Origin of the sequence: Microcystis sp. LSC13-02 (assembly GCA_002282935.1) — a bacterium.
In the GTDB taxonomy this organism is placed as follows: Bacteria; Cyanobacteriota; Cyanobacteriia; order Cyanobacteriales; family Microcystaceae; genus Microcystis.
In genome coordinates this window covers 1-14,728 of the sequence record MTBT01000151.1, presented here as the reverse complement: position 1 = coordinate 14,728, position 14,728 = coordinate 1, and the positions used below count along the sequence as shown (strand labels likewise).

General features: G+C 36.7%; 10 protein-coding genes. All 10 read left to right on the top strand.

Annotated elements, in window-relative coordinates:
• Positions 1–3,656: non-ribosomal peptide synthetase (locus BGL89_RS09150; protein WP_286825449.1), on the top strand; the 3,656-nt coding region annotated here is incomplete at its 5' end.
• Positions 3,657–3,695: 39 nt separating this feature from the next.
• Positions 3,696–4,739, top strand: coding sequence for a type 2 isopentenyl-diphosphate Delta-isomerase (gene fni / locus BGL89_RS09145; protein WP_286825448.1), 1,044 nt, complete (start codon positions 3,696–3,698; stop codon positions 4,737–4,739).
• Positions 4,733–5,365, top strand: a complete 633-nt coding sequence (locus BGL89_RS09140) for a LysR family transcriptional regulator (RefSeq protein WP_286825447.1) — start codon at positions 4,733–4,735, stop codon at positions 5,363–5,365. Before fni ends, BGL89_RS09140 begins: the two co-directional genes overlap by 7 nt.
• 96 nt (positions 5,366–5,461) lie before the next feature.
• The gene (locus tag BGL89_RS09135) at positions 5,462–6,088 is read left to right on the top strand and encodes a cupin domain-containing protein (RefSeq protein ID WP_286825446.1); all 627 of its coding nucleotides are present in this window, start codon (positions 5,462–5,464) and stop codon (positions 6,086–6,088) included.
• A 48-nt stretch (positions 6,089–6,136) separates the two neighbouring features.
• Entirely contained in the window at positions 6,137–6,937 is an 801-nt protein-coding gene (locus BGL89_RS09130; protein ID WP_286825445.1) for an SDR family oxidoreductase, read from the top strand.
• Between the two features lie 31 nt (positions 6,938–6,968).
• Positions 6,969–7,913 (top strand): putative capsular polysaccharide synthesis family protein, encoded by a 945-nt coding sequence (locus tag BGL89_RS09125; RefSeq protein ID WP_286825444.1) that lies wholly within the window; start codon positions 6,969–6,971, stop codon positions 7,911–7,913.
• Between the two features lie 91 nt (positions 7,914–8,004).
• On the top strand, positions 8,005–11,292 hold the full coding sequence (locus BGL89_RS09120) for a non-ribosomal peptide synthetase (RefSeq protein WP_286825443.1): 3,288 nt from the start codon (positions 8,005–8,007) through the stop codon (positions 11,290–11,292).
• A 29-nt stretch (positions 11,293–11,321) separates the two neighbouring features.
• On the top strand, positions 11,322–13,058 hold the full coding sequence (locus tag BGL89_RS09115) for a condensation domain-containing protein (protein ID WP_286825442.1): 1,737 nt from the start codon (positions 11,322–11,324) through the stop codon (positions 13,056–13,058).
• Positions 13,059–13,119: 61 nt separating this feature from the next.
• Complete coding sequence (locus tag BGL89_RS09110; protein WP_286825441.1) at positions 13,120–13,896, top strand: SDR family NAD(P)-dependent oxidoreductase; 777 nt, start codon at positions 13,120–13,122, stop codon at positions 13,894–13,896.
• Between the two features lie 90 nt (positions 13,897–13,986).
• Positions 13,987–14,457 carry a condensation domain-containing protein gene (locus tag BGL89_RS09105; protein WP_286825440.1) on the top strand — a complete coding sequence of 157 codons (471 nt, stop codon included), beginning with the start codon at positions 13,987–13,989 and terminating at the stop codon, positions 14,455–14,457.
• Positions 14,458–14,728: the final 271 nt, after the last annotated feature.

Sequence of the window (14,728 nt, the reverse complement as noted above, 5' to 3'; positions counted from 1 at the left end):
TAGAAGGAAATCCAGCTTTTTCAGGATTATTACAGCAAGCTCGCAATGTTGTTTTAGAAGCTTATGCTAATCAAGATGTACCCTTTGAGCAGGTGGTTGATGCGTTAGAAATCGAACGAAGTTTAAGTTATAATCCCTTATTTCAGGTCATGTTTGCGTTGCAAAATGCCCCCCTCAATGCTTTAGAATTACCCCATTTAAAAGCTCAATATCTAGCCGTTGAAAACCAGAGAATTAAATTTGATCTCAGCTTAATTTTAGAGGAAATAGAGACGGAACAAGGCTCTTATTTAGAAGGTTTTTGGGAATATGATAGCGACCTATTTACTGTCGAAAGAATTACTCGCATGGTGGGTCATTTCCAAACCTTATTAAAGGGAATTGTAGCCAATCCTCAACAAACCGTCAGGGAATTACCTTTACTGACTGAATCGGAAAAACAGCAATTATTAGAAGACTGGAATCAAACTCAACAAGACTATCCTCAAAATCTATGTATTCATCAACTATTTGAAGCGTGGGTAGAACAAACACCAGATGCCATAGCACTAATTTTTAAAGGTGAACAGCTAACCTACCGAGAACTAAACAGCAAGGCGAACCAATTAGCAAACTATTTACAAACCTTGGGGGTAAAACCAGAAACACTGGTGGGCATCTGTATCGAACCTTCCCTTGAAATGATAGTAGGGATTTTAGGTATCCTGAAAGCAGCTGGCGCTTATGTTCCCATAGACCCTACTTATCCATCTGAGCGGATCGCTTATATGCTCGATGATTCGCAACTAGCAGTTCTATTGACTCAGGAAAAACTGGTCACCTCGTTACCACAGCATCAAGCACAAGTAATTTGCTTAGATTCCGATTGGAAAGAAATCTCTACCGAAAGTAAAAGTTCCCCTATCACTAGCCTAACACCAGAGAACTTAGCTTATGTCATTTACACTTCTGGCTCAACCGGAAAGCCGAAAGGAGTTCTCGTTGCTCATCGAGGATTGTGTAATCTATCCCAAGCACAAATCAAGCTATTTGACGTGCAGCCGGATAGTTGTGTCCTTCAGTTTGCATCCATTAGCTTTGATGCTTCTATTTGGGAAATTGTCATGGCTCTTTGTGCGGGGGCAAGGCTTTATCTGGGAACGCGGGAAGAACTACAACCGGGACAACCTTTACTGCAACTATTACAAGAGCAGGAGATTACCCATTTGACTCTTGTGCCATCAGCACTCACCGCTCTGTCCAGTGAGAACTTGCCAGCATTGCAGAATATCATTGTTGCAGGAGAACCCTGCCCTCCTTCTTTGGTTATTCAATGGGCTAGTGGACGGCGTTTTTTTAATGCTTACGGGCCAACGGAATCCACTGTCTGTGCTACAGTTGCACAGTGCTTTGAAGACATGGATGTGCTGCCCATTGGTCGTCCGATCGCAAACACCAAAATCTATATTCTTGATCGCTATCTCCAACCCGTTCCTATTGGTGTTCCTGGGGAATTACATCTTGCCAGCGTTGGATTAGCTAAAGGATATCTCAACCGTCCAGAGTTAACCGATTCTAAATTTATTACTAATCCTTTTAGTCAAAAACTCAGTGATCGCCTTTATAAAACCGGTGATTTAGTTCGTTATGGAAACGATGGACAAATTGAATTTGTGGGTCGCATTGATGATCAAGTTAAGATTAGAGGTTTTAGAATTGAATTAGGGGAAATTGAAAGCGTTCTCAATCAATATCCCCAAGTTAAAGATGCTATTGTAATTGTCAGAGAAGATGATTTAAAAACCAAGCGTTTATATGGTTATTTTATTCCTAAAACGGAAGCCTTAACGTCCCAAGAATTACGACAATTTATACAAGATAGACTGCCAGATTATATGATACCAGCTTTCTTAATTTCCTTGGAATCTTTTCCCTTAACTCCTAATGGAAAAGTAGATCGCCGCGCTTTACCTCTACCCAAAATTAACCCAAATGAATTAGAAAATTATGCAAATCCGAGTACAAAAAATGAACAAATTCTCGCTCAAATTTGGCAAGAGGTTTTAGGACTTAAAACTATTAGTATTAACGATAACTTTTTTGAATTGGGAGGAGATTCTATCTTAGCCATTCAAATCATTGCTAAAGCGAATCAAGAGGGATTAGAAATTACTCCTAAACAACTATTTGGCTATCAGACAATCGCTGAATTAGCCATCCTAGCGGAGACGACTGCTGCCACTGAAATTGACCAAGGATTAGTCACAGGTGAAGTTCCCTTAACTCCGATTCAACAGTGGTTTTTTGAACAAAACTGGCCCGAACGTCATCATTTTAATCAATCTATCTTGTTAGAAGTTCCCAATAATCTACAACCAGATTTATTGAAACAAACTATTTCTAAATTACTCTATCACCATGATGCTTTGCGGTTACGCTTCATTCAAAAAGGGGAAAAATGGCAACAAAATCACAGCGACGATTGCAATAGTTTTGCCTTTGAATTGGTGGATTTATCTCATCTGTATTGCGATGAACAAGTAACCACCCTAGCTGAAATTTCAGAAGTTCAACAACGGACACTCAAGATAGATCAAGGCCCCTTAATGGCGGTGGTTTTCTTCAAATTGGGTGATAGTGGACGATTGTTAATTGTGATTCATCATTTAGCAGTAGATGGAGTTTCTTGGCGGATTATTCTGGAAGATTTAGCCACGATTTACCAACAATTAGAAAGCCAAGATTCTCAGGAACTTCCCCCCAAAACCAGTTCCTTTAAAACTTGGGCTGAAGAATTGCAAAACTATGCTCAAACCCCAGAATTTAACACGCAATTCAAGTATTGGCTAAACCGTGATTTACCCTCGGTTTTCCCCCTTCCTTTGGACTATCAAGGTGAAGCTAAGTCCAACATTGTTGCCCATGCAAAAACGGTTTCTTTCACCTTAACTGAAGAACAAACCCGCTTACTGTTACAGGAGGTTCCCCAAGCTTATAACACTCAAATTAATGATATATTACTAACCGCATTAGTTCAAACTTTTGCCAGGTGGACAAATTTTCCAGGTCTTTTACTTGACTTAGAAGGCCATGGGCGGGAAAATGTGATCAACTCGCTTACTTTATCCCGAACTATCGGCTGGTTTACCAGTATTTTTCCGGTCTTTCTGACCTTGGAAAATATCGAGAATACGGGAGATAGTCTCAAATCTATTAAAGAACAATTACGACAAATTCCCAATCGAGGAGTTGACTATGGAATCGGTTATTATCTTAACCCAGATTTAACTATTCAATTCCGTTTAAGAAATTATCCAAAAGCTCAAGTTAGCTTTAATTATTTAGGGCAATTTACTGACTCTCAGATAAGCTCTCTAGGCGGAAAATTTGCTAAGGAATCGAGTGGTTCTATTCATAGTCCTTTAGGGCAACGTTCCCATTTAATTGATATTAATGGAATTGTTGTCGGGGGCAAACTAGAAATAGAATGGCAATATAGCGAAAAATTTCATCAAAAAACAACGATAGAAAATTTAGCTAATGCTTATCAAGAATCTTTAGTAAGAATAATTGACCATTGTTTATCAACAGAAGGAGGCTATACTCCATCAGATTTTCCCGATGCGGATCTTAATCAAGCAGAACTAGATGAACTGCTCTTGGAACTCGATTTTTAACCTCAACTTAATGTTTAACCCTCATACTTGATAATAACTATGTCACCGCCTAATCTTCCCAGTGAAATTGAAAATCGTAAAAGCGAACATCTACGAGTTTGTATCGAAGAAGATGTGGAATTTCAACAACTTACAAGCGGTTTAGAAAAATATCGTTTTACCCATTGTTGTCTTCCTGAACTTGACCGCAGCGATATTGAATTGGGGACAACCTTTTTGGGGAAATCTCTAAAAGCTCCAATTCTAATCTCTTCCATGACTGGAGGAACAGAATTAGCCCATTTAGTCAATACTCGATTGGCAATGGTCGCTCAACGCTATGGTTTAGCGATGGGAGTGGGTTCTCAACGCATTGCACTCGAACAACCAGAATTAGCGCCGACCTTTGCAGTCCGTTCTCTGGCGCCGGATATTCTCCTGTTAGCGAATTTAGGGGCTGTACAGTTAAATTACGGCTGCGGTTTAGAGGAATGCCTCAAATTGGTAGATTTATTAGAAGCGGATGCCTTAATTCTGCACCTTAATCCGTTACAGGAATCGGTACAGTCGAAAGGGGACAAGAATTTTAAAGGATTAATCGATAAAATTGCGTTAATATGCTCAAAATTACCCGTTCCTGTCATCGCTAAAGAGGTCGGCAATGGCATCTCATCGATGATGGCACAGCGATTAATTGAGGCCGGAGTCGCTGCCATTGACGTAGCCGGAGCCGGGGGGACTTCTTGGGCAAAAGTGGAAAGTCAAAGGGCAAAAGACCCTAAACAGCGTCATCTCGGACAAGTTTTTGCCGATTGGGGTTTACCTACGGCTGAATGTATTACCGCCATTCGTACTCTGAATTCAACCATTCCCTTAATTGCTTCTGGTGGCTTAAAAAATGGCTTAGATCTTGCCAAATCCATCGCTTTAGGAGCCGATTTAGGAGGGTTGGCTCGACCGTTTCTCGTAGCAGCGATTGAATCAGAAGCCGCCGTTGATGAGTTAGTGAAATTTTTAATTGCTGAAATTGAAATTGTTTTGTTTTGCACCGGAAATCCTAATTTATCCGCCCTTAAAAATTCAGGAGCCTTAAAACCATGTTAAAGTTTTCAATGGAATTGTGTTATCCCCAGCCTGATGTCAAAACTTTAAGCGTTGGCACTTTGGGTCCAAAAGAAACCAGCAGCGAACAAACCTTAAATTATCTAATTTCTCAATGGAAATTACAACAGATTTCGGTTAATAGTCATTTATTTGATAGCTTTACAGAGTTAAAGGAATCTTTACTCCAATATCAGATAGATTTGGCGTTAGTACCCCATGCCTATGAAAGAATTAATGATTTCTATATGGAACCAAGTTTTAAACTAGGTTTTATCTTCACCTATCCCACACCCGTTTACGGATTAGCCAAGCGAAAAAATGAAGAAATCATTTTAGAAAATTGCACCCTAGTCACTCATCCCGCTCCTCTTCCTTTACTTCCTTATTTATTACCGTGTGACCTAAATCAAAACAAGATTAAAATCACATTGGTTAATTCTACCAGTGTTGCCGCTATTCACGTTAAACAGGGGTTGGCAGATTTAGCGATTACCAATGAAAATGCCCTCCGAGAACATGATTTAGAATTTATTTCACAATATGGTAAAATTGAGATGAGTTGGTCTTTATTCTACAAAAAGGAAAACACCATGATTCAAGGTATTTATTTACCTGTGCATACCTAAGAAAGCTACCTATCCGCTCAGAATAGTTGCCTTCATCACATAAAAATAATTGAGAAGTTAAATCTCAATTTCATTTTGAACCTGTACCCTAAAATCATGTCTGAATTTTTCCCAATTCCAAAGTATATTAAACTCAATCCTCATGTAGAATTAGAGGTTTTTCAATGCCAAGATACCATTTTTCAGTTATACGTTATAGCTCCCAATGCTAAACTTGAATCCCACCACCATCCTGAAAGTCAAATTGGCATGGTATTCTCAGGAGAACTGGAACTGTATATTGAAGATGTGATTAAACCCTTAAGACCTTTGCAAGATGTTTATATAGCTGATGGCAATATTCCTCATGGTGCTTTTAATCCTTTATCAGAACCGATGATTGGATTTGATCTTAAACGGATTACCTCTTCTTTACCTTCCCAAGACGTTGTATTAACACTATCAAACAACCAAGATCAAATCACTCATTTACCTTGTCAATCTGTTAAGGGTTCTTGGTTTGAAATTGTCATGACGACAATTCCTTCCGGTTACTCCATTCCCCCACATCAAGGTGAGCAAGAAGAAATCGGATTTATTTTGAATGGAAAATTAGAAATCTCCATAGAAAATGAAGAACAGTGTTTAGAATATGGTCAAATTTATTATACTCCTTCAAGGGTTTTGAAAAAGGGATATAATTCATCGAATCAAGATATTAATTTGATTAAAATTTTAATTTAGTTCGTTTTAAAATTTTAAGTTTAACCTCAAAATGCTAGGGCAAAGTTTATGGATTTAGGATTAAAAGATAAAGTGGCTTTGATTACGGGAAGTAGTGCGGGAATTGGTTTTACCATTGCTGAAAAATTAGCAGAAGAAGGCTGTCACTTAATTATTTGCGGTCGCAATTCCCAACGCTTAGAACAAGCTTATCAATCTCTGGCTCAAGCTTATCCTGCCCAAGAAATTCTGAGTTTAGTGGCTGATGTTCATCAAGCTCAAGATTCTGAACAATTAGTACAAAAATCTTTAAATCAATATGGCAAAATTGACATTTTAGTTAATAATTCTGAAGGAGCTAACTTTGCTGAAAATCTAATTGAAAACCTTTCCGATGACGATTGGTTAAACGTTTTTCAGGGAAAATTAATGGGTTATATTCGCTTAACCAATTTAGTGTTACCGATTATGAAAAAACAACATTGGGGAAGAATCGTTAATATCGTTGGGACATCGGGAAAAGAGCCATCCCCTCGTTTAGTTAAATCGGGTGTTGTCAATGCAGCTTTAATGAATTTTACCAAATCGGTAGCTAGACAAACCGCCCCCTATAATGTTTTAATTAATAGTATTAACCCCGGCGTTATTGACACCCCTAGACATCGAGAATATTTAGAAATTTATGCCAAAAAGGAAGGAACAACCCCAGATTTAATCCGAGAAGGAATTCTTAAAACAATTCCTATGAATCGGATTGGTACCACTGAAGAATTTGCTAATCTCGTTGTATTTTTAGCTTCTGAATGCGCGAGTTATATAACGGGAATTACTATTCCCCTCGATGGTGGTTTATCCTCGTCAGCATTTTAAATTCAACCCTCCAACATCATCAACAAGCATCATGAACACACAAACTAAACTCTCAAACCAAGCTCTTAACTATTATCCCATCGCAGATAAACAGGTTTTTACCGTGTATTCCTATATTAGTAATAGGATTAATATGTGGAAGACAGAAAGACAATTAAAACAAGAACTTCTCAATAATTCTTCAGTAATCTTTGTTTATCAAATGGGGAAAGTTGGTTCAGTGAGTACCTATTTGACCCTGAAAAAAAAACTACCAGATCAAGCGATTTATCATATCCATAATCTGAATTCAGAACATTTCTCAAAAATTTGGGAAGCAATGCAACTGGATCAACATTATCATGCTTTTACCTTTGGGCATTCCTGTATTACCAAATATTTAAGCGAACATATTGAAGAAATCAAAGGTCAAAAAAGCATTAAAATTATTACCGGAGTCCGAGAACCCATTGCCCGTAATATTTCTTGGTTTTTTCAAATCATTGATTGTGCGTGTGTTTTTCCTGAATTTTTCATAAAATATGAGAAGGGATTAATCACAATGGATGATATTATTAAGAAATTCTGGTCTCAAAATTTTGTCTATGGAAAACAGTATGACTGGTTTGAGGAAGAATTAGAAGCTGTTTTTGGCATTGATATTGCTTCCATTGATTTTCCGAAAGAAAAAGGTTATGCGATTGCGAATTTCCCAGACCGTAATATTGAATTATTAGTCTTAAAGTTAGAGAAACTTGATTCTTGCTTAAAAGAAGCCTTAGAAACTTTTTTGGAAGTTGAAAATTTAAATTGTGAACGACTTGACCCAGCAGACTTTTTAGACGAGAATGACTATCTCATCTATGAGAATTTAAGAAAGAGTCTCACCTTTAGTGATGAATATTTAGAAGAGATTTATGATCAACCATTAGTGCGTCATTTTTACACCGATGAAGAAATTAACAAATTTAAACTCAAGTGGTCTAGTCAACGTTAAAGGTAATTCGTTCTAAGTTGATCGGGTTTCTTGAATCAACCGTTATTCAGGAAATCCACCCGATTTTTATTTAATCTATTGGAAAAAAACAATGGTAACACCTCAAAAATCTAACGTTAGTAAAAAAGATATTGAATCCATTTATCCCCTTTGTCCCATGCAGCAAGGGATGCTGTTTCATTCTTTATATAATCCAGAATCAAAGACGTATTTATCACAAATTCAAATCACCTTACAAGGCAATTTAGATATTAATGCGTTCCAACAAGCTTGGCAAAAAGTAGTAGATAGACATAGTATTTTACGGACTTGTTTTGCTTGGAAAAAAACCAAACAGCCTTTGCAAGTGGTTAGAAAAAATGTCAGCTTGCCTTGGTTTAATTATGATTGGCGCTCCCATTCTCCCGCCGAACAAGAAACTAAATTTCAAAAATTATTAACCTCTGATAAAGAGCAATATTTTGAATTAGATAAAGTCCCCTTACTTCGATGTCATTTAATTCAACTTGAAGATCAAAAATATGAATTTATCCATACTGGACATCATATTTTATTAGATGGTTGGGCAACAGCAATTCTGTTGAAAGAAGTTTTCAAGTTTTACGCTGGATTTATCAACCATCGACCCGTTAATTTACCCACACCTCGCCCTTATCAAGATTATATCAATTGGGTACAACAGCAAGATCAAACCCAAGCCGAACTCTTTTGGCGACAAAATCTTCAAGGCTTTACCTCTCCAACTCCATTAGTCGTTGATAAACCGTTAAATCCTCTTGTTACTCAAAGTAAAAATTATCTTGATCAAAAATCAAAACTTTCTCCAGAAATTACCAGTCGTCTGAAATTACTCGCCCAAGAATATCGCCTTACTCTTTCTACCTTCATTCAAGGAGCTTGGGCTTTATTATTACATCATTATAGCAGTGAATCAGACATTGTATTTGGGGCAACCGTTTCGGGACGACCGCCCAATTTTACAGGGATTGAATCGATGGTTGGTATGTTTTTAAATACCTTACCCATTCGCATCCAAATTGAGCCTCAACTTGAATTATTAACTTGGTTTCAACAATTACAACAAGAGCATTTAGAACGAGAGCAATATAGTTATAGTTCTCTAATTGACATTCAAAAATGGAGTGAAATTCCTGCTCCTCATTCAGTTTTTGAAAGTTTTGTTGTCTTTGAAAATTTACCCTTTAGCGAAAATGATAGTGAGAATTTAGGCGGTTTACAAGTCGGGGAAATGCAAGATTATGGCAATGCTGATTATCCCTTAACCGTTATTGTCACCCCTGGAGAAGCCTTAACTATTAAAATTATTTATCCTCAAGAACGATTTGAAAATGACACCATTGAACGGATGTTAGGTCATTTTCAAACCTTATTAGCAGGAATCGCCATTAATCCCCATCGCCAGATTCAAGACTTACCTCTGTTAACGGAAGCAGAACGTCAATTATTATTAGTTGAATGGAATCAAACGATACCAGAAAATCCCATAAAACACTGCGTTCATGAATTATGTGAACAACAAGCCATCAAAACTCCTTCAGCCATTGCTGTTGTTTTTCAAGAGCAACAATTAACCTATCAAGAACTGAATGAGTCTGCCAATCAACTGGCTCATTATTTACAAAAAATCGGTGTGAGTTCTCAATCTTTGGTGGGGATTTGTTTAGAAAGGTCTGTTAATATGGTGATTGCCGTTTTAGCAGTGTTAAAAGTAGGCGGTGTCTGTGTTCCCCTAGACCCAACCTATCCTCAAGAAAGACTTTCTTACATCCTGCAAGACACCCAACTTCAAACCTTATTAACCCAAAAAAATTGTCAATACCTTTTAAACAGTGAAACCATTTCTCAACGGATTTTATTGGATGAACAAGGGTCAGAAATTGCCTTAGAACCCAAGACCAATCTTGACAAACCCGTGAGTTTAAAGGATTTGGCTTATATTATTTATAGTTCAGGCTCTACGGGTGTACCCAAAGGTATTATGATCCTGCATCAATCCTTAACTAATATTATTGAGGATCATCGGGTAAAAATGTCACCAGAGAGGAATTTTTTACAATTTGCTCCCTTTAATTTCGATGTCAGCTATCACGAAATCTTTGCTGCGTTGTGTTTAGGGGGGAGCTTATTTATTGTCCCAGAAGATTCGCGTTTAGACCTTGCTAAATTAAGTCAATTATTGGCAAATAAACCCATTCATAAAGCAATTTTGCCCGTTACTTTGTTACAACAATTAATGGAAACCTATAGTGAGGAAACCTACTTATTCGCTAACTTGCGTGAAATTATTTCAGCTGGAGAGCAATTACAAATTACTCCAAGGATGATTTCTGTATTCAAACAACTCGAACATTGTACGCTATACAATTTTTATGGACCCACAGAAGCGGATCTCGTTACCAGTTATACCTTTGACCCAAATCCTGAGCTTTGGCCGAAGTATATTCCCATTGGTAAACCCGCTATTAATGTGCAAGTTTATATTTTAAATTCCTATCTTCAACCCGTACCCATCGGAGTCACTGGGGAGTTATATGTTGCGGGAGGAGGTTTAGCGCGGGGTTATTTCAATAATCCCCAATTAACCCAAGAAAAATTTATTCCTAATCCCTTTAGCGATAATTCATTGCTGTATAAAACTGGAGATTTAGCGCGTTACTTACCCAATGGAGATATCGAGTATTTAGGAAGAATTGATGATGGGGTGAAAGTTAGAGGTTATAGAATTGAATTAGGGGAAGTAGAAACTATTTTAAATCAACATCCTCAAATTGCTCAAGCTGTTGCTACAGTTCAGGGAGAAACAGCGAGAGAAAAATATTTAGCCGCTTATTTTATTCCCCGTCCAGGTGAAACCATAAACCCAGTTGAATTACGTCATTTCCTCGAAAACTGGCTACCCGATTATATGATTCCCTCTGCTTTTGTTGTGATGGAATCTTTTCAACTCAGTCCTAATGGTAAGGTTGATCGAAAAGTCTTACCAATACCCGATAAAAACCACTTATCGTTAACTCAAAATTATGTCGCTCCTCGAACTGCAATTGAAGAAGTTTTAGCGGAAATTTGGGCAGAAATTTTAGAAGTCGAACGAGTTGGGATTGAAGACGATTTCTTTGTGTTAGGTGGACATTCTTTAAAAGCGATTCAACTGATTAGTAAAATCCGTCAAACCTTAGAAATAGAAATTTCTGTGCGCCAACTTTTTAATCACTCAACTATCAGCCAATTAACTCAAGTCATGATTGAATTAGTGGGGAATGAAGGTTTACTGAATGAAATTGCCGTAACGGTTCAAGAAATTTCCCAACTTTCACCAGAAGAAGTTCAAGCTTTATTATCTCAAAACAAAAAAAAATAAGTCAACCACTCCTGAATTATTAATTACAAATGAAAAACAACTCTCAAGATCAACAAAAATTACTCAAGCTCCTGCTTCAAAAAAAAGGTATTAGTTTTAAAAAAGTAAATACTATACCTAAACGCCAATCATCCAACTCTGAATTAATTCCTATCTCTTTAACTCAGTTAGAACTTTGGTTTTTTGCTCAATTTTATCCAGAAAATTGTATTTATAACTTGCCTTGTATTTATCGCATTGAAGGCTTGCTTAATGTTCCTGCACTAGAGGAAAGCTTAAGAGAAATTGTCAAACGTCATGAAAGTTTGCGGACAACTTTTACTTGGATAGATGGGAAAGTGTTCCAAAAAATTACAGATGATCCAGTTTTTGATTTTTCAATTCTTGACCTACAAAGACTTAGTGAACTGGAGCAAGAAAAAGAAACCAAAAGATTATTTTCAGCAGAAATTAACCGACCTTTTGACTTAGAACAAGGTTCATTATTTCGCAGTAAAGTTATAAAATTTGCTGAAGATAACTATCTGTTAATCATGATAATCCATCATATTATTGCTGATGGTTGGTCTTTGAATATTTTAACTAAAGAGTTAGGCATTCTTTATGAAACTTTTTGTCTGAATAAACCTTCACCTTTGCCTGAATTACCGATTCAATATAGTGACTTTTCTCTGTGGCAATGGCAATCAATAAAAGATAATTCATGGCAATCTCATCTGGATTTTTGGAAGAAACATATAGGGATTAACCCACCCATTTTAAAACTCCCTACTGATTACCCACGCACAACGGCTCAACCTGTTGAAGCAGCCATTCATTATTTCCTCATTTCTCAAAACTTAACAGACGCATTAAAGTCATTAAGTCATCAAGAAAAAGCGACTTTGTATATGACTTTATTAGCCGCCTTAAAAATATTACTCTTTTACTATACACAACAGACAAAAATTATTATTGGTGGAGTTGCGGCTAATCGTAACCAACCCGAAACACAAGATTTAATCGGACTTATGGTTCAGTTTCTCCCCTTATATACTCATGTAGAATATCAAGCCAATTTTCGGGACTTGCTGCATCAAGTAAAAGAAATGAGTTTAGAATTTGATGCTTATCAAGAAATTCCTTTTATCACGTTAGTGGAAAAATTAAAACCGATTAGAGATTCTCAATATGCTTTGTTTCATCAAGTTATTTTCCTTTTCCAGAATGCTCCTAAACAAGATTTAAAATTGATCAATCTGACAGTCACGGACGAGTTATCAAAAATGGATATAGATGCCCATAGTGCTGAAAATGATTTAACTATATCCCTTGAAGAAACTGAGCAAGGTATGAAAGGTGCTTTCGTGTATAAAGCTGATTTATTTACGGCTGAAACTATTACTCAAATGGAACAATATTTTCAGCAGTTATTGAAGAATATTGTCACTGAGCCTGATAAAACCATTTCTGATCTATGTCCTTTATCTGAATCCGTCTCCTTCTCCGGCAATACTTCTCCCTTGTCTTTATCAATCAATGAAATTAAATCTAATGACTTACCCCATAATCTAACTAGAGAAACCGTGATCAATATCTGGCAAGAAGTTTTAGAATTAGAAGAAATTAGTGTTAATGATAACTTTTTTGACCTTGGGGGGGATTCTCAAAAAGTTATTCAGGTAATTGATAAAATCGGTAAGATTATTAAAATTAATTGTACTTTGCGTGATTTTTTTGAAAATCCCACTGTAGCCCGTCTAATCACAACCTTTAAAAATAAATGAATTTAAGCGTATTTCCCTAGCTTTAAAAATGGTATGATTACAAAAAAAATACAGAAAAAAAATGACAAATCATCTCTTTGATTTAACAGGTAAAGTTGCAATTATCACGGGCGCTGCCCGAGGAATTGGTCGGGTATTAGCGCAAGGGTTAGCACAAGCTGGAGCTAAGGTGGTAATTGGTGATATTAATCAAGTTGGTGCTGAACAAACGGTTCAACTCATTCAAGAAGCAGGCGGCGAAGCCATGGCAATTCACACCGATGTTCGTCAACGTCCAGCTTGTCAGAATTTAATTGAACAGGCCGTTGCTCATTATGGTCAACTCGATATTATGGTTTGTAATGCAGGGGTTGAAATTCTCAAAAACACTCACGAATTAGAGGAATTGGAATGGGATGAGGTTATTAATGTTGATTTAAAAGGTTGTTTTAATTGCGCTCAACTCGCAACCAAACAAATGCTGCAACAAGGTACAGGAGGTTCAATTATTATGAATTCTTCTATCTGTGCTTTCGTTGCTGTTCCCAAATCTTCAGGAGCATATAGCGCCGCAAAAGGCGGTGTCAATCAATTGGTAAAATCCCTAGCGGTCGAATTAGCTAGTAACAAAATTCGAGTCAATGCTTTTGCACCAGGGTATATGAATAATATGATGGAAGGAACAGAAGGTTTACGTTCAACTGGGGATGAAATGGACGAATTATACACTAGAATTCCCATGAAACGAACCGGAGATTTACAAGAGTTAATTGGTCCCGTCGTATTTTTAGCCTCCGAAGCTTCCTCTTATGTAACCGGAGCAATTTTAATGGTAGATGGAGGTTATACCGCTATTTAGCATCAATAATTAAACAATTTTTAGGTTGATTTGTATCCATCAAACCAACCTAAAATCACTAGATTAAAACCTATTTAACCCAGGGTAAAAATGAATCATAACTCTCAAGACAAACAAAAATTACTCAAGCTGTTACTACAAAAAAAAGGAATCGGTGTCAAAACAAATACGATACCGCCTAGAGATAAATCTCAACTTGTACCGCTTTCTTTTTCTCAAGAAAGACTTTGGTTTTTGTACCAATTGGAAGCTCAAGGCTATACCTATAATATGCCGTTTCGCTTTCAAATTGATGGCAATTTAGATATTGATATCTTTAGGAAAGCTTTGGAAACTATTATGCAACGTCATGAATTGTTGCGAACTTGTTTTCAAGAAGTTGACGAAATTTGCCGACAAATTATTAACCCGAAAATTCAGTTAAATTTGCCTTTATTGGATTTACTACAAGAACTTTCTCATCTATATGAAGCTTTTTTACAAAAACAATCTAATCCTTTACCAAATTTCCCTATTCAATACGGTGATTTTGCCGTTAGGCAAAGACAACAGTTATTTTGAATATTTTATAAAAGTGGGTTTTTAACACAATAAATGTCGATTTTATTACACCCCTAAATTCAAAAAATCCAGATCATTAATTCCACGAGGTCAATCTTATGTTTAATCTAAGACATCAATTATATTTATTGATTTCAAAATTTTTAGAAGAACAAGAACGGATCGAAAAACATAAAAAACTTTGGCTCTTCGGTAATTGTTATGCAAATAATTAACTTAAAATAAAATTCGATGAGAGTGCCTACGCCTAAAAGTAGCTGAAATCTATACA

Bases quoted from the DNA above. Each gene is read 5' to 3' on its own strand.
- fni (WP_286825448.1), top strand. From the start codon at position 3,696: ATGTCACCGCCTAATCTTCCCAGTGAAATTGAAAATCGTAAAAGCGAA.
- BGL89_RS09140 (WP_286825447.1), top strand. From the start codon at position 4,733: ATGTTAAAGTTTTCAATGGAATTGTGTTATCCCCAGCCTGATGTCAAA.
- BGL89_RS09135 (WP_286825446.1), top strand. From the start codon at position 5,462: ATGTCTGAATTTTTCCCAATTCCAAAGTATATTAAACTCAATCCTCAT.
- BGL89_RS09130 (WP_286825445.1), top strand. From the start codon at position 6,137: ATGGATTTAGGATTAAAAGATAAAGTGGCTTTGATTACGGGAAGTAGT.
- BGL89_RS09125 (WP_286825444.1), top strand. From the start codon at position 6,969: ATGAACACACAAACTAAACTCTCAAACCAAGCTCTTAACTATTATCCC.
- BGL89_RS09120 (WP_286825443.1), top strand. From the start codon at position 8,005: ATGGTAACACCTCAAAAATCTAACGTTAGTAAAAAAGATATTGAATCC.
- BGL89_RS09115 (WP_286825442.1), top strand. From the start codon at position 11,322: ATGAAAAACAACTCTCAAGATCAACAAAAATTACTCAAGCTCCTGCTT.
- BGL89_RS09110 (WP_286825441.1), top strand. From the start codon at position 13,120: ATGACAAATCATCTCTTTGATTTAACAGGTAAAGTTGCAATTATCACG.
- BGL89_RS09105 (WP_286825440.1), top strand. From the start codon at position 13,987: ATGAATCATAACTCTCAAGACAAACAAAAATTACTCAAGCTGTTACTA.